Source organism: Anatilimnocola aggregata (assembly GCF_007747655.1).
In the GTDB taxonomy this organism is placed as follows: Bacteria; Planctomycetota; Planctomycetia; order Pirellulales; family Pirellulaceae; genus Anatilimnocola; species Anatilimnocola aggregata.
Window position 1 is genome coordinate 2,058,254 of the sequence record NZ_CP036274.1, and the last position, 16,807, is coordinate 2,075,060.

Below are 16,807 nucleotides of genomic sequence, written 5' to 3' on the forward strand. Positions count from 1 at the left end.
TGGCGGGCCTTGATCCGAAGTTGGCCTATTCGACGTGGCTGCGGCTGGAAGTCCCAGCCACGTGCGGGTGAGCATCAGGCGATCTCAATCTCCAACTGTTATTGACGCAGGGGCCGAGCAACTTAGCAGTATTTTCGCGAACACCTTTACTTTTACGTCCGTTGGCGCGGCAAATTGCCCTGGCAAATAGCGGCGCGAGCCGCCCGGTATCGCGTGGCGTAAGCCACGGGGCGGCTTGCGCCGCGCCGCTACTTCTTGGTTGCGGCTTCTCCGCGTTAATCATTTGGAGTTTCAGGGTGGTCTGGTCAAGTCGGAGGGACGGCATTCACAATCTCCCGAATCTCGTACGCAAGATCACGCCAGGATGTCGCGAACCACTTCGCCATCGACGTCGGTCAACGTGTAGTCTCGGCCGCCGTAGCGGTAGGTCAGCTTCTGGTGGTCCAGGCCGAGCAGGTGCAGCACCGTGGCGTGCAGCTCGTGGACCTTCACTTTATTCTCCGCTGCGAAATAGCCCAGTTCGTCGGTCGCCCCGTAACGCAGGCCGCCTTTCACGCCGCCGCCGGCCAGCCAGTAGGTGAAACCGGCCCCGTTGTGGTCGCGGCCGTGATTGTTGTTCGGCTTTTGCTCGAGCACCGGCGTGCGGCCGAATTCACCGCCCCACACGAGCAGCGTGTCGTTCCACAGACCTCGCTGCTTCAAGTCGGTAATCAGACCGGCGATCGGTTGATCGATGCCGCGGCACGCATTGGGGATGCCCGTAGCGATGCCGGCGTGATGATCCCAACCCCCTTGCGAGATCTCGATGAACCGTACTCCGGCCTCGGCCATCCGCCGCGCCAACAGGCACTGCACTGCGAAAGCGTTGCCGCTGCCATCGGATTTCAAGCCGTACAGTTCAAGGGTCTCCTTAGTCTCACTTCCTACTTCCAACAGCTCCGGCACGGCCGATTGCATGCGATAGGCCCGCTCGAACGACTCAATGACCGCGTCGATTTGGCTGTCGGACTGCTTCTGTTGCTGGTAGCGGACGTTGAGCCGCTGGACGAAGTCCAACTGCCGGCGCTGCTCGCTGGTGGAGAGAATCGGGTTGTTGACGTTGCGGATCGGCGGCGACTTCTGGACGCCGAGCTTCGACACGCCGCGCATGATCGTTGCGTGATGAACGGCGGGCAGGAAGGCGTTCGAGTAGCAGCCGCTCGACTCGTTGCGGTCGCGAGGATTGACCGAAACGTAGGCCGGCAGATTCTCCGATTCGCTCCCTAGACCGTAGGTGATCCACGAACCGATCGACGGCCGCGTGAAACGAAACTCGCCAGTGTGCATCATCACGCAGCCCGCCTCGTGCAGGCCCGTGTCGTGGAACATGCCGTTGATCAAGCACAGGTCGTCGGCATGCCGGGCCAGATGCGGCAGCACTTCGGAAATCCAGAGTCCGCTTTCCCCGTGCTGAGCGAACTTGAATGGCGGCTTCATCAACTTCGGCTCTTTGCCGACCGTGCCGGCCTTCGGCTGCTCGTAGGGGAGAGCCTTGCCGTCCGCCTTATAGAGTTCGGGCTTGTAGTCGAATGTATCGACGTGCGACGGTCCGCCTTCCATGAACATAAAGATCACCCGCTTCACCTTGGCGGGAAAGTGCGGCTGGCGCGCCGCGAGCGGACTGACGTAGCCGTCAGCGGCCTGGGCTTGCCGGCACAGAGCCGCCAGCGCGAGAGAACCGAAACCGGCGGCGCTGGTGCGCAGCGCGTCGCGGCGTGTCATGGAGGGGTTCATGGTGTATTTCCTGATTATCTTCTTCCCGTTTGACGTACTACCTCAAGAATCGAAACTCGGCCGAACAAAACAGTGCCTGACAGAACTCCGCCCAAACCTGCCGTTGAGCGAGTCGTCCATCTCCCGCCGCCGAGGTCTGGCCCAAAAATACCAGCCCTTCCTGTTGTTCGTCGGCCGTGGCTGAGCGGCCAAAGAACAGCGAGTATGCGAGCTGCACGCGCTCTTCGTCCGTCGCTGCCGAGTTCAACAGCCGCAGCGCCGCCCGGTTGGCATGCTCGAGCACCAGCGGGCTGTTCATCAGAAACAGCGATTGCGTCGGCACCGAGGGCGTTTCGCGCCGACCGATCACCAAGTCCGACGGCGGAAAGTTGAACGCCGCCAACAGGTCGATCCTCGCGCCCCGATGCACGGGCAGAAAGACGGTGCGAAAATCGAGCCGGTCGAGCGTCCGCGCGTCGGTCATGCGGAAAGCGTGCAGGTCATTTTCGAAGCGCGTGGGCGGTCGGCGGATCAGACTGCCGCTGACGCACAGAATGCTGTCGCGCAGGGCCTCGCCGTCGAGTCGACGCGGACTGTGCCGCCACAGCAGCGCGTTGTCCGAATCCACTTGCCGATAGCGATCGCTCGGCGGGTCGGCCGCCGTCAATTGATATGCCCGGCTGAGCACGATCCGCCGCACGGTTTGCTTGAGCGAATAACCGTCGGCCACAAAGCGGCCGGCCAACCACTCCAGCAATTCGGGATGGGTCGGCCGTTCGCCCATCGTGCCGAAATCGTCCACGGTCCGCACCAGGCCGCGGCCAAACAAGTGGTGCCACACACGATTGACCATCACGCGGGCAGCAAGCGGATGGTGCTCCAGCACTTCGGCCAGTTGCAGCCGGCCGCTCGACTTGGCCGGAATCTCCGGCGAGTCACCCGTGTACAGCACCTGCATGATCCCGCGCGGCACAACATCACCGAGATTGTCTTCGTTGCCGCGGATGCGAACTTGCAGGTCCTGCTTGTTGCCGGGCGCCAGACGATCGGTCGCCGACATCGTGTCGACGATCTCGGCGGGGGGCGATGCCAGCAGCTTCTCCAGTTCCGCTTCGGCCTTGGCCAGATCGGCCAACAGCGGCTCCAGCTTGGCCCGCTGGCCGGCATTCGGATAACGCTGCAGCGAGTCCTGCCACGATTCGTCGGGCAGCTTCATCAAGCCGGCTTCGGCCAGCGCGTCTTCGAGTTTCGTCGTCACGCTGTGCATCGTGGCGAATGCCGCGCCTTCGATGGCCAGCCGCTTTTTCCCCTCGGGGCTCCGCCCGCGCGTGGCTGGCACGATCGGCGCGTCGTCGTTGACGCCCGTGTTGTTGAAGATCCCCGCCATCGCGTAGAAGTCGTGGGTCGTCACCGGATCAAACTTGTGATCGTGGCAGCGGGCACAGCCGATGGCGATCCCCAGCAGCGAACGACCGACCGTGTCGAGCTGCTCCGCGAGCACATCCATCCGCACGTTGCCGTCGGGTTTGCTGCCCAATGCCAGGAACGCCGTGGCCATCAGTTGCTCGTCGCGCTGCGCGTCGTTGTCGTAGGGCAACAGGTCGCCGGCAATCTGTTCGCGCAGGAATTGGTCGTACGGCTTGTCGGCGTTGAACGAGGCGATGACGTAATCGCGATAACGCCAAGCGGCGAACCATTGATTGTTGTTCTTGGGCGCGCCGTTCGATTCGCCGTACCGGGCCACGTCGAGCCAGTGCCGGCCCCATCGTTCGCCGAAATGCGGCGACTTGAGCAACTCATCCACCAGCGCCGCGACGGCCCCCTCGCGGTCGCGCTGGGCGGCGGCGAGGAACCGGTCGATCTCCTCCAATGTCGGCGGCAGCCCGAGCAAGTCGAAATACAACCGCCGCACCAGGTCGCGCGGCTCGGCGACGGCCAGCGGCGCCAGCGAGTTCTCCTCCAGCTTGCTCAGCACAAACCGATCGATCTCGCCGCGCGGCCACTTCGCATCGCGCACCTGCGGGACGGCGACCTCGGCCAGCGGGCGGAACGACCAGAACTTGCGCCCGGCTTCGATGTCGATCTCGTACTTCTTCACAACCGACGTACCGTCTCGCGGATCGGCCGCTCCCATCTCGATCCACTTCACGAAGTCGGCGATCACCGCCTCGGGCAATTTGCCCTTGGGGGGCATCTCAAACGACTCGTGCCGGATCGCCGAAATCAGCACGCTCTCCTTGACCTTGCCGGGAACAACCGCCGGCCCGCTCTCGCCCCCTTTGCGGATCCCGTCCCGCGTGTCGAGCAGCAAGTCTCCCTTGAGCTTCTTCGCCCGGGCGGCATCGGCCGAATGGCAGGCGTAGCAATGCTCGACCAGCACCGGGCGAATCTTCGCCTCGAAGAAGTCGGTTCCCTCGTCGGCCGCGGCAAATGAAGACGGCAAGATCACCAGGGCCAAGATGCGAAGCACGAAATTCAAAGTCAGAAACAACTTCGATGTTCGAACGTCCATCGGCCGAATGGCGCTCGGGCCGCGTTGCTTCGTTTGGGGCATGGGGATTTTCGCCATTGGAATCTATTTTGGATGGATTTCGATCTGCGGGTTACGGATTTAATGCCGGCTGTTCATCGCCTGCGCTGCGGATTAAACGAGGATGTCGCGGATCACCTCGCCATGCACGTCGGTCAGGCGATAGTCGCGGCCGCTGTAGCGGTAGGTGAGCTTTTCGTGGTCGAGACCCATGAGGTGCAACATGGTGGCATGCAGATCGTGAACGTGGACTCGATTCTCCACCGCCTTGAAGCCGAACTCATCGGTGGCACCGTAGGCGAGCCCGCCACGTACCCCGCCTCCCGCCAGCCACATCGAGAAACCGTAGTGGTTGTGGTCGCGGCCATTACTTCCTTGCGTCGTCGGGGTGCGGCCGAATTCGCCGCCCCAGACAACCAGCGTGTCCTCGAGCAATCCACGCTGTTTGAGATCCGTGAGCAACCCCGCGATGGGTTGATCGACGTTCCCCGCAAGGCTTTGATGGGCCGAGGAGTTGTTGCCGTGCGTGTCCCAGGGCTGCTGATTGCCGTAGTAGATCTGGATGACGCGAACACCTCGCTCCGCAAGCCGACGTGCGAGCAGGCAGTTGCGGGCAAAGGTCGTTCGGCGAAGGTCGTTCTTGGCATTGGGGGGCGCGCCGGCGTTGAGCCCCGTCAAACCGTAGAGATCGAGAATCTGCTGGGATTCGCCGCGGCTGTCGAACGCCTCGGCCGCCGAAATCTGCATGCGATACGCCAATTCCATCGAATCCATGCGTGCCCCAAAGGCGTTCTCGGCGCCCACTCGCTCGCGATGTAGGTCGTTGAGCCGTTGCGTGAAGTCGAGTTCCCGACGCTGCCCTTGCAGGGATAGGCTTGCGTTGTGCAGATTCGCGAGCGCATTTTCCGGTCGATAATCGCCGGGAAGCACGACCTGGCAACCCTGATAAATTCCCGGCAGAAATCGGCTGCTCCAGTTGGACGGCCCGTTGACCGGCTGACCTTCGCCCAAAACGATGAAGCCGGGAAGGTTCTCGTTTTCCGTCCCCAGACCATACAGCAGCCAGGAACCATACGCAGGCCGAATCGGCTGTACGTTACCGGTGAACATCAACCAATTGGATGCCTCGTGAACCGGCGTGTTCGTGTGCATCGAGCGGATTACACACAGGTCGTCGGCATGGCGGGCGACGTGCGGAAAGAGTTCGCTGATTTCCAGGCCCGACTGTCCATGCCGGGTGAACCGAAACGGCGACGGCATCAGTCCGCCCGTCCCGTTCTGCGTGGTGAGCCCGATGGTGCTTTCGGGACGCTGGCCGGCGTATTTCTGGAGAGCCGGCTTGGGGTCGAACGTGTCGACCTGCGATGGGCCGCCGTTCATCCAGAGATGGATGATGCGTTTGGCTCGCGCGGGGAAGTGCGGCGGCCGAGCCGCCAACGGGGTCACGCTGGCCTCCGAGTGGCCGGCCAGTACCGACGCAAGGCCGATCATGCCGACTCCATAGGTCGTCTGGGCCAACAAATCGCGGCGAGAAAGGCGGAAACGATTTTCAAACGTCGACATTATCCACTCCCCAGTGTCATGGCACAAATGTGAACTCGTTCGTCGTCAGAAGCGAATGACAGAGACGTTCCCACGGCCCGAGTTTTTCCTCCGAGGCAGCGGCTTCGCGCAAGAATTCTTGGGCTACAACCGTCTCTCGCTCGGTCGTCAGCCGCCCGAACGCCAGTTGCCACGCCAAAAGCAAGCGACGCTCCTCCGATTGTTCCGACGCGTTGAGACGTTCCGCGAACGATCGGGCCATCGCCAAAACGAACGGGCTATTGATGGCAAACAACTGCTGTTGCGGGATCGTCGTTACCGTCCGTTGATCGCTTGTCACGTTCGGCTCGGGGAAATCGAAAAGCGTCAATGTCGGATTCGGCTTGAAGCGACTGATGAAGCCATAGATCGTCCGCCGCCGATTCTCGGGATCCTCGGGATGCAACTGCACTTTCCCTTGCGGATCGCGGTAAGGCTGTCCACCAATTTCGGGATCGAGCTTTCCAGCGACCGCCAGCATGGAGTCGCGCCAGGCTTCGAAATCGAGCCGCCGCGGCGACACGCGCCAGAGGTAATGGTTGTCGGCATCCTTGGCGAGATTCTTCGCCTCGGGGACGCTGCTGAGCCCATACGTGGCCGACAGCATGATCTCGCGATGGAGCCATTTGGTGGACCAGCCGTTTTCCATGAAGCGAACCGCGAGCGTGTCGAGCAATTCCGGGTGCGTGGGCCGATCCCCCAGTTGACCGAAGTTGCTGGTCGTGCCCACGATGCCCCGGCCAAAATGATAATGCCAGACGCGATTGACGAAGACGCGGGCCGTCAGCGGGTTGTTCCGATCCACGATGGCGTCGGCCAATTCGAGTCGCGACAACGATGTCGCGGAGGCGCTTGAATCGCGCCGCAAGATGGTGAGGAATCCAGGAGTCGCCACCGGGCCGAGCACGTCGGCATTTCCGCGAACATTGATCTGCAACGGTTGCCCTCCCCCGATCACCGCTGGCGCCCTCGCGACTGCGGCGGGGGCTGACGCCTGAAGCCGCTGCAACTTCGCGTCCCACTCGTCGTACTGGAGGCGGTCGGCGGCCGAGAGATATGCGATCGCATCCTTGCCGCGAAGCTGAAACGCGGCCCCGTCGTTCGACAAATGCGCCTTAATGAACGATTCGGCCGCGGGGGGCAGCTTCGACTTGGCCCCCTCGGATTCGGACAAGGCACGCAGCGCGTCGTCAGCTTTAGATTTCGCTTTCGCCGAAGCGTCGCGCAGTTCCTGAGGTGGTTCCACGGGGTCGTTCATCGCGGCCGTCTCGCTTGCTTTCAGCGCGGCGGCGTGCCACGCTTCGAGCAACGGTATGCCCTTTGGATTCGCCAGCGCCTTGGTCCAGCGAACGAGGAAGAAGGAATTGAGGTTCGACTCGCGGGCAACGGCCTCGGCGTCGGCGGGCTGTTTGCGCTCGGCACGCACGTGCAACTTCCAGGCCGCTAGTAAGTATTCATCCAGCCGGGCAAGTTCCTGTCGGCCTAGTCGACGACCTTCGTCGGCGGTGAGCTTGTCCATTTTTGCCTGTAATTCGGCGGCCTCCTTTTTCCGTTGCGCCTCAGCCGCCACCTGGGCCGGAGATGCCAGAGCAATTTCAGCGCTCAGATTGGCTCCGTTGTAAGCCGCCGCCAGCGAGTAGTAGTCGACGGTCGGAATCGGATCGAACTTGTGGTCGTGACAGCGGGCACACGACACCGTTAGCCCGAGCAGGGCCCGCGTGACCGTGTCGACGCGATCGTCGAGTTCGTCGGCCACCTTCTTTTTGACCATGCCAACAGCGTTGCCGCTGAAGCGTTGGCCGAGACCTTGAAAACCGAGCCCGCCGAGCCGTTCCGTAAAATCCTTGGCAGGCTCCCGAATCAGATTGCCTGCCAGTTGAAGGCGAACGAACTGATCGTACGGCATATCACGGTTGAACGCTTGGACGACCCAATCGCGATACCGAAATGCCGTCGGCGCAAGCACGGGCCCCACGGTTCCGCCGAGATCGTCCGTGTAGCGAGCGAGATCGAGCCAATAGCGTCCCCAGCGTTCTCCATAATGGGGCGATTCGAGCAAGCGATCTACCACCTTGGCGAGGACTTCGGGAGATTCGTCCTTTTCGAACGCGTCAACTTCTTCGGGCGTGGGCGGCAAACCGATCAGGTCAAAGGTTGCCCGGCGAATCCACTCATGCTTCGTGGCGGCCCGAACCGGCGTCAGTCCGCGTTTCTCCAGTTCCGCCAGAACGAAGTGATCCATCTCCTTCCTTGGCCACAGTGCGTTCTTGACCCGTGGAGGAGCGTGGGCCTTGGGCTTCTGAAACGCCCAGAATTCGCGTGCCTTTTGCCAGTCGATCTTCTCCGTTTGAACCACCGACGTGCCGTCACGCGGATCGGGAGCACCCAGTTCGATCCACTTCACAAAGTCGGCGATCACCGCCTCGGGCAATTTGCCCTTGGGCGGCATCTTGAACGACTCGTGCCGGATCGCGGCAATCAGCGCGCTCTCGTCGACCTTGTCGGGAACAACCGCCGGTCCGCTCTCGCCACCCTTGCGGATCCCCTCACGCGTGTCGAGAAGCAGTCCCCCCTTGAGCTTTTTCTGTAGAGCCGCATCGGCTGAATGGCACGCGTAGCAATGCTCGACCAGCACGGGGCGAATCTTCGCCTCGAAGAAGTCGGTTCCCTCGTCGGTGCTGGCCACCGATGCGAATGTCACAATCCAAAATCCGAACATCGAAATCCGAAATACGAATGTGCGAAACGCACTCGCACCGGGTGTCTTCGTTTTGGTTATTGGGATTTCCGACATTTGAATTTGTTTCGGATTTGGTGCTTCGGATTTCGGATTCACTCTTCCCGCTGCCAGAGCTTGACGAGCCCTTTGTCGGCGACCGTTGCCAGACTGCGCCCATCGTTAGAAACCGCCAACGATATGACTCGCGCGTCGCCCGTCGGCAACACGAAGGTCGCTTCGCCGGTCCCGGTCGACCAACCGCGAACCAGACCGTCCGCCATCGCGGCAATCAGCTCACGACCATCTCGCGAGAAACGCAGGCAGTTCACCCTCGCGCTGTCGCTGGGCCACAAGGTTCTTTGTTCGCCGGATTCCGTGTCCAGAATCAACAGGCCGGTTGCATTTCCGTAGCCGCACAACTGGCGGCCGTCGTCGGACAACGCCAGGACGTGCAATTCCGAGCGAAATCGGTAACGAGCCAGTTCGCTGCCCGTTTCGGCATCCCAGATGACCGTCGTGCCGTTCAAGTTGCTGGCGACGGCTCGCGGGCCCTGCGATGTCGCGGCGATCGCCACGCTGCCCATTTTCATGGGGATCGACCTGACCAGCGAAATCTCCCCCGCGTCATCCACTTGCCAGATCGGCAAATGGCCCACGTCAGCATCGGTTGTCTGAGCGAACCACCGTCCGTCGCTCGAAACGGCGCAGCGTCGCAGGTTCCCGGTGGTGGTCTTCAGTTCCCTGGGCTGCGGTTCCCTGTCCTGCGGCGACGCCGCGCCGAGCGGCCAATACAAGACCTTGCCACTGTCGCCGATCGCCACAAGCGTTTCGTTGGACGGAGCAAATGCGAGGCAGTCAAACCGCGTCATCTTGGCAGCCATCTGTTGCAATTCGCCCGTGGCGACGTTCCACAGCTTGATCCGATCGGCGTCGGCCGTTGCAATTTTCGCTCCGTCGTGCGAAAAAGCGACGCGCGCCCCTGCACGCTGCAGTGTCTGGCGTAACCGCCAATCGGAGACCAGCGGTTCGGCCGCCAGCGGCTTGGCCGGCGCGGCGTCGGCGACCGCGAATTGCCCTGCGGCGACCTCCACGGTCTGGCCGTCTGACTGCCGTTCGAATTGCACCTTGCCTTCTTCCAACTCAACGCGAGAATCCGAGTCGCTGGCGTACAGCCGAAACTCCGTCCCCAGCACCGTCAGCCGCGCTTGCTCCGTGGTGATGACCAGCGGTCGGTCGGGCGATTGCGGGGCGGCTGCCACCTCCATAGACCCGCGTTCAAGCCGCAAGGTCCGGTCGAGTTCATCAAATCGCTGAAATTGGAGCACCGAATCGGCGCTCAACACGATGCGTGTGCCATCGGCGAGCGTCACTTCCGCGGCGCTCACTTCCCCCACATGCACACGGTCTCCTGAATAGAACGATTGGGCGGAGGCCGCTTTGACCGACTTCTGCCGTGCATCGGTGAGCCACACTTCACCCATGAGCGAACTTAACGTCGCGGTCGGTTCTCCCATCGTCGCGGATTCTCGCAGCGAAGATGGCTTCTGGAGGAAGTTGCCGACCAGGAAAAAAACTAACGCCAGCAGGATGCCACCAGCCGGCAGCCAGAGACCGAGTGGCCAGGCCGCTTTCGACGTTGGGATGTCAGCCTGCCCCAGTGGCTGTCCAACCGATAGATCATTCGCGGCCATGCGGGCTAGGTCCCGACCGGCCGACTCGCACACGACGTCTTGCAGCAGCGCGTCCTGCTCGACGAGTTCCCAGTAGAGACGACGGGCCTCAGCCGACGTGCGGAGCCGGGCAGCCAGTTCTTCCTGGTCGGACGCCGAGAGCCGTTCGTCCAGCAATCCCTCGATCAGACTTTGCAGTCGTTCCTCGTTCATAACGCCTCACCGCTTGCCAGCACTTGTTGAGTACATTCGCGCAGAAAAGCCCGCGCCCGGGACAGCGCGACGTGGACCGCATTGGTCGTCCAGGCGAGCTGCTCGGCAATCTTCGGTGGGGTCAGCGCATGATCGCCGTAGCGCAAATCGACGATCTCCCGGGCTCGCGGCGCTAACCGCTCGAGGCACTTCGTCAACGCCTCCCGCCGCTGCTCCAGGATTTGGTCGGAATCTTCCGCAGAGTCCGCCAGCAAATTGAGCAACTCCTCGTCGAACGGCAGGGGCACCTTGCGTTGCCGCCGGTAATGCTCCAGCACCTTGTTGCGAGCGATGCCGCGGACCCAGGCAAGAAAGTTCCCCTCCCCCCGAAAATCCGCCCCTCGCCGCGTGACCGTCAGAAAGACCTCTTGCAAAACGTCATCCGCTGCCGCCCGATTTGGCACCAGTCCTCTCACAAACCCGCGCACCGCCGCCGCATGCTGCAGGAACAGCGTTTCTATGGTTGGCTGGGCTGGGTTGTTCGCAGTCATCACTAATCATTGACCCAAACGACCGAAAACTTAGCAGCAATCAATCCGAATACCTGCCGATGCGGCGTTGGCGATCGACGCGACACCGGGCAGCTTGCGCCGCGCTGCTACTCATTTGTTCGAACCGTCAGGTGGTCTCGGCGAAAGTCGTTACCAATTCCAGAGTTAAGACCAGCTGAGCATTAGGGCAGCGACGGAGTCGCTGCGGACAATCGCCGCGCCGAAGATGGCCAGCGAATGTTGGCTTCCGGCAGACCGGACGATGCTACACCAGTTCGCGAATCTTCTCCCGGTTGTCGAGTACATAGAGGGGACGGCCATTGTGGTTCAAATACGTTTGCGCCGGGGCGATGCCCAATACGTTGTCGTAAAGCGTCGCCAACAAGTTCGAGGGGACGTAGGGAGTGCCGACCGAACGCTCCCCATTTTGCGTCGTCTGTCCGATCACCTGGCCCATCTTCAATCCACCGCCGGAAACCAGTCCGAACCCCACCTCATTCCAGTGGTCGCGACCGCCGGCGCCGTTGATTCGTGGCGTGCGGCCCATCTCACCCCAGACCACCACGGCCACCTCCTGATCCATTCCACGTTGATGCAGATCGCTGATCAGGGCGAAAAGGCTTTGGTCGAGTTCCGGCAACAGACTCCGCATTTTTGTGAAATTGCCCCCGTGCGTGTCCCATGGGCCCGCCAGGTACCAAGTCTTCGACTCCTTGTTAGCGGTGAGGGTGACCGCTTGCACGCCTGCTTCCACCAAGCGGCGTGCCTGGAGAAACTGCGTCCCTCCCGTGCCGTACATGGAGCGGACGTGCTCGGGTTCCTGGCTAATGTCGAAGGCGTCCCGCGCTTTGGGCGACGTAATAATATCCAATGCGCGCTCCTGGAAAGAGTCCATCGCCGCCAGGCTGCCATGCGCGTCATTCGCGTGCTGTAACACGTCCAACGAACGCAAAAGTCCCTTGCGCTCGGTGGTGCGATCGAGCGTCATACCTCCCATGGGGCCAAGGGAATTCAGTTGAGCGTCCGGAACGAAAGGACGATGGGCCATGCCCAGATAGTCAACCGAACTGCCGCCGTTGTAGATACCGTCAAAGGCAACGTACGGGGGCATGCCACGGACGGCGTCGCCGCGAATCTTGCTGACCACGGAGCCAAACGTCGGACGGTGGTTCGGATTTGAATCGGTGTTGGGACCGATATCGCTGGTCGGGTAGCCGGTGTATACCAGTGGCGCGTTGTGGCCAACCAAATATTCACGGAAACTGATGTTGCGGATTACTGCCATCTTGTCCGCAACCGTGGCCAACTTCGGCATCAACTCGCAGATCTCCAGCCCCGGCACGTTCGTTCGAATGGGATTAAACTCACCCCGAAATTCCATGGGGGCGTCCGGCTTCATGTCGAACATATCCAAATGAGGCGGTCCGCCGTGCAGATAGACCATAATTACGGACTTCTGCGACTGACTCCGCTGCGACCCCTGCGCCCGCAATTGCAACAGATTGGCGAGCGTCAGCCCGCCGAGGCCGAGCGCCCCGACCTGCAAAAAACCTCGCCGGCCCAAGCGACGGCTCGAAGTGCTGGATTCGGAAACGGTGAACATGATCTTCTCCATGAAATGGGGATCAAGGACGATTAACTGTCATTGTCAGATGGTCTCGTTGTAGTGAGCAGGAAAGTTCCAGTGCCCGTTCCCGCGCCACCCCTTCCAACAAGAGCGCGCTGCCGCCACTTGAAAACACGCTCCGATGGTCGGTGGGCTGGCTGTTCGCAGTCATCAATGACCATTGATTCAAAAACCGAGAACTTAGCAGCGATAATTTCGAACGCCTTGCAGATCGCGACGCAACTTGAATTCCGAAAGAGACTTACGAATGCCATAAATCCAGCGACCGTAGGAGCCCGGCTCCATTTCGGATCATCCACCCGAAAACGGTCGCAACCCTCTTTGAATTTTTTACTCGGCAGCTATCCCGGCTCGTCGATGAACAGCCCCCAGTGACCTTGGGCCAACGCTCGGCAGAACGACACGCACGGAGGGTGATGAGGGGGCGGCGAGGGGCGATGGCATCACGCTCAACCTGCCACGAATAGGCTTGTCTGATTCGGTCGCTGCAGGGGCGAAGTGGCGAGAAGTCGCTCCGAAAAGTACAGAATATCGTGACACAGCCAGACAGTTCTTCACAGCGAAAGCTCGTGCACCTCATGGTTAGATCGACCTGTTTTCGATTAAGTCGGCGAATCGGGGAGCGCTCCCAAATCGGGCGCGAAAGAAGAGTTCGGGCTCAACCCCTTCGCACTCGGAAAGAAGTGCTCCTGCGGGAGTCTCGATAACGTCAATTCGCAGGTAAAGTGGCATGCGGCAGGAGCCAACTCCGGAATTCGCGAATGCACGCGGAACGGCGGCGGCGGACCGATCACCCAGCTCGCGCACGACCGCTGGCGGATCGGCGAAGCGGAGCGAACCTCCCCGCTCGGCATGTACCATGATCTGGCTGCGAGCGGGGAGCTTGTGAATGCCGTGACTGTACTCGCCGCCAAAATACACGAGCGACCATTCGCCATTCGTCTGAATCTCGGGCAGAAAGGGCTGCACCAATTGAGCCCCGCGCTGACAGCGATCCACGAACTCTTGCTGAAATGCCTGTGCCGCCTGACGATTAGGTAGGAATTCCAACCCCGCGCCGGCGGCCGAAACGGCGGGCTTGATGACGGCGGCGATGTGTTGCTCGACGAGGGCTTCGAGATCCAATGTCTCGCCAACCGGGATCAACTGCGTGGGAACGATCGGCACGCCAACCGCCGCAAAGTCGAGCAAGTAGCACTTATCCATCAGCCAAAGCATCACTGGCAGTTCGTTCTCAACGGCAATGCCCGTTGCGCCGAGCCCTTCGAGCCAGCGCAGAAAACCCTTGCGCTGCTCGTCACTATCCATGTAGTCCCACGGGGAGCGGACGATGAGTCGATCATACCGATCCATGAGTTGTGAGGTTTCCACTCCCCAGACAACCGCCGAGACGTGGTGCCCGCGTCGCCGGAGTTCATCGACCAGCAATTGGTCGTCGGGGGTAAACGGCGGCTCGGTTGGAACGAACGCCGGCTCAGCGGCAGTGGGAAAATAGTCGGCCAGCTTTTCGGCGCCGCTGGTCACGATACCGATACGCTGGGAAGGCGGTCTGATCATAAGGGTGAGCGATCTCAAAAAACCGGGGACAATCGTTGAAGATGCCTTCGTCGGCATCCTGGTTTGTCGCCCCTATCAGTTATCGCCGCAATCGTTGTTGCGGCGACGCGATCTTCCAATCCGTCGTACCGGTAAGTTCTTATCAGCCGCTCGCCTTAGCGCGCGGGGCTCAGTGTGAACGACTTGATCGCCACTCCGTATTGCGGCGGATTCGTCCGCGAGAAGCGCAGGACATTCTTGCCCTGCCGGAGCATGAGTGTCACCGGCTGGCAGTCCTGCCACTGGCCGCAGGTGTAAGGCATCTCCATCGCGATGTCCGACGCGGCGTCATTCACGGAAACATCGAGCCGCTGGTTGTAGTTGGCCGTAACCACTTGCGCCGTCAGCGCGTACTTGCCTGCTTGCGGTGCGTCGATCTCGTACTCGAAGCGCGACTTCTGGCCCAGGCTCGGCCCGGTCGGGTCTTCTTTGGGACTCTTGGCATAGTAGTCTTTTGCATATCGGTCCGACACGCGCTCGTAGACGTTGCCGTAGATGTCGTAGAGACCCCACGGATTGGGTTTCTTCTGGCCGACCGGATGCGACTTCCCGCCATCGTTGTCTCTGAACCAAGCGTAGTCACCAAACTTGGAGGGATCGTCGCCGAAGAACCACTCTGTCTTGGTCCCCGCGCGGCAGGCGTATTCCCATTCGGCCTCGGTGGGAAGCCGCACTTCTTGGCCGGTCTTCTCGACGACCTTCGCGCAGAATTCCGTCGCGTCGGTCTCGCCAATTGTGTCCACCGGACAGCTTGGGTCCTTGGTCGCCCCACTGGGGTTCGATCCCATGATCAGCTGGTACTGCGCCTGAGTCACTTCGTACTTACCCAGGTAGAACCCTTTGGTGAGCGTGACCTCGTGCTTCGGCATGTCAACGCACTCGAACCGCCCCTCCTTCGCGCTTTCGCCACCCATCACGAAGGTGCCGGGCTGGATGTAAACGAGTTCCAAGTTCACGCCCTCTCCAAGATCGAGTTTCAGAGTGGCGGGAGGATTGATGTCGGCAGGAGTCACAGCCACACGGAATCCCCAGTTGTTGTATTTGCCGTAGCCAGCACTTTGCATGCGACTCCCGGTCTTCGTGATGTCGGTCCTCCACGCCCCGCCCCGCAGGATCGTCAGCCCCTCGGTGGAGAAACGCGGTAGGAAAATCTGCATACCACCGCCAAAACTCTTCATCGCCACGACGTCGCCTGTGTTGCCGACCGGCTTGCTGTAGGCGGTTGCCGGGATCGCGATGACGCCGTTCTTGCCATAGCCGATTTTCTTATCCTCGGGCGAGACGGGCTCGGCCAGCACCTTCTTAGCCACGGTCGGACCATTGGCCTCGCCAAGCTCCGTGCCGAGCGCGGCGAGCGTCAGGACCTTGGATTGCTCGATGATCGCACGCTGCGTGCGGAGCGACACGCCGTTCCAGAACGCTGGTTTTTCGCCGTGCTCCCCATAGACCCGTTTCTCTTCGAGCACGTCGCCGATCCATTGTGCCCGCTTGACCTTCAGATAGGCGTCTCTGTTGCTGCGGGCCTGCGTGCTGGCGAGGAAGTCGAGGTCATTTTTGTAAACGGTCGCGGTCCAGCCGCTCCCCCAACCTCCGCCGAGACACGGCACCCAACCATTGGGCGTGCAATGCACTAGTGCGCCATGGCCGCTCTGCGGGCGGGCGGTAGTCGGGACGCCGAAGGCCCGCAGGATGAATCGCCCAAAGAACGCGCGACGGCCGCAGATGCCGCCATTCATGAGGATGTTCTGATAGTTCTGCAACTCCGGCCGGTCGTACTTGACGTCACCCGATCCGTACCGGACGTCGCTGCTAACAAGCCCCACATAACGCCAACCTGGGTCCGAGTTGTAGATGTGGTCAGGACGGTAGTTCCTCAGCATCTCGCGTCCCCAGACGAGGGTCCAATCCGGTTCGTCCCCATCGACGACAAAACGCAGGTTCCAGGTGTCCTGACGCTCGAAATCCTGATCCAACTCGCCGCCCAGGTACGCCTTCTCGAATTGCGCGTAACGCTTCACCGGATCAATGGTCTTGGGAGCGTCGATGTCGGCCTGGGGATTTCCCTGCGCCATCGGGACCGCGTGGACCAGACTGATCGCCAGCGCGAGCCGCTGCAGGACACCCTTGTCAGCCTTCTGGCTCGCCCTCCGGATGTCGCTATAGATCTTCATTGCTGGACCGTACTGGCCGTCTTTCGCGCCATCCGCGACCAGCATCTGTTGCATCAGTTCGGCATCCCCGAGCAATCGCTCGACCAGCGCTTCCTGCTCCTTGCCCTGCTGGGCGAATTCTGCCAGACCCTTCGGTGTGGCCTCGGTCAGAACCACGTATTTCGCGAGCTTAGCGTCCAGCGCATTGCTCGCCAGGAATTTGTTGACCTCTTGCTCGTTCTCGGACGTCGGCACCTTGGCGGCGAGGTCCGTCCGCAACTCATTCAGCATGCCGGTGTAGGGCGTGGGCAGTCCTCCGTCCGCCTCCGCACCCCAAGCCCGATTCAGCAGGAGCAACGCGATGGTGAGGATTAGGGGCAGGATGTGTGTCCGTTGTAATTTCACTGTCAGTTCCTCGGTGAGGATTAGGGTGAGGATG

General features: G+C 61.3%; 9 protein-coding genes. All 9 read right to left on the reverse strand.

Going from position 1 to position 16,807, the window contains the following annotated elements; translation table 11 throughout:
- Positions 1-354 precede the first annotated feature (354 nt).
- Entirely contained in the window at positions 355-1,773 is a 1,419-nt protein-coding gene (locus ETAA8_RS07970) for a DUF1501 domain-containing protein (RefSeq protein WP_145087276.1), read from the reverse strand.
- A gap of 37 nt (positions 1,774-1,810) precedes the next feature.
- The gene (locus tag ETAA8_RS07975; RefSeq protein WP_202921662.1) at positions 1,811-4,132 is read right to left on the reverse strand and encodes a PSD1 and planctomycete cytochrome C domain-containing protein; all 2,322 of its coding nucleotides are present in this window, start codon (positions 4,130-4,132) and stop codon (positions 1,811-1,813) included.
- Between the two features lie 264 nt (positions 4,133-4,396).
- Positions 4,397-5,845 (reverse strand): DUF1501 domain-containing protein, encoded by a 1,449-nt coding sequence (locus tag ETAA8_RS07980; RefSeq protein ID WP_145087280.1) that lies wholly within the window; start codon positions 5,843-5,845, stop codon positions 4,397-4,399.
- Between the two features lie 16 nt (positions 5,846-5,861).
- Entirely contained in the window at positions 5,862-8,564 is a 2,703-nt protein-coding gene (locus tag ETAA8_RS07985; RefSeq protein ID WP_202921663.1) for a DUF1553 domain-containing protein, read from the reverse strand.
- Positions 8,565-8,695: 131 nt separating this feature from the next.
- The gene (locus ETAA8_RS07990; RefSeq protein ID WP_145087284.1) at positions 8,696-10,465 is read right to left on the reverse strand and encodes a WD40 repeat domain-containing protein; all 1,770 of its coding nucleotides are present in this window, start codon (positions 10,463-10,465) and stop codon (positions 8,696-8,698) included.
- On the reverse strand, positions 10,462-10,995 hold the full coding sequence (locus tag ETAA8_RS07995; protein WP_145087286.1) for a sigma-70 family RNA polymerase sigma factor: 534 nt from the start codon (positions 10,993-10,995) through the stop codon (positions 10,462-10,464). The genes ETAA8_RS07990 and ETAA8_RS07995 overlap by 4 nt, the downstream gene beginning before the upstream one ends.
- Positions 10,996-11,260: 265 nt before the next feature.
- On the reverse strand, positions 11,261-12,598 hold the full coding sequence (locus ETAA8_RS08000) for a DUF1501 domain-containing protein (RefSeq protein ID WP_145087288.1): 1,338 nt from the start codon (positions 12,596-12,598) through the stop codon (positions 11,261-11,263).
- A 606-nt stretch (positions 12,599-13,204) separates the two neighbouring features.
- Positions 13,205-14,146 carry an ATP-grasp domain-containing protein gene (locus ETAA8_RS08005; RefSeq protein WP_145087290.1) on the reverse strand — a complete coding sequence of 314 codons (942 nt, stop codon included), beginning with the start codon at positions 14,144-14,146 and terminating at the stop codon, positions 13,205-13,207.
- A 188-nt stretch (positions 14,147-14,334) separates the two neighbouring features.
- Positions 14,335-16,773, reverse strand: a complete 2,439-nt coding sequence (locus tag ETAA8_RS08010; protein WP_145087292.1) for an SUMF1/EgtB/PvdO family nonheme iron enzyme — start codon at positions 16,771-16,773, stop codon at positions 14,335-14,337.
- Between the last annotated feature and the right edge of the window lie 34 nt (positions 16,774-16,807).

Excerpts from the sequence above, each read along its gene's own strand:
- ETAA8_RS07970 (WP_145087276.1), bottom strand. The coding sequence starts at position 1,773 with ATGAACCCCTCCATGACACGCCGCGACGCGCTGCGCACCAGCGCCGCC.
- ETAA8_RS07980 (WP_145087280.1), bottom strand. The coding sequence starts at position 5,845 with ATGTCGACGTTTGAAAATCGTTTCCGCCTTTCTCGCCGCGATTTGTTG.
- ETAA8_RS07990 (WP_145087284.1), bottom strand. The coding sequence starts at position 10,465 with ATGAACGAGGAACGACTGCAAAGTCTGATCGAGGGATTGCTGGACGAA.
- ETAA8_RS07995 (WP_145087286.1), bottom strand. The coding sequence starts at position 10,995 with ATGACTGCGAACAACCCAGCCCAGCCAACCATAGAAACGCTGTTCCTG.
- ETAA8_RS08000 (WP_145087288.1), bottom strand. The coding sequence starts at position 12,598 with ATGTTCACCGTTTCCGAATCCAGCACTTCGAGCCGTCGCTTGGGCCGG.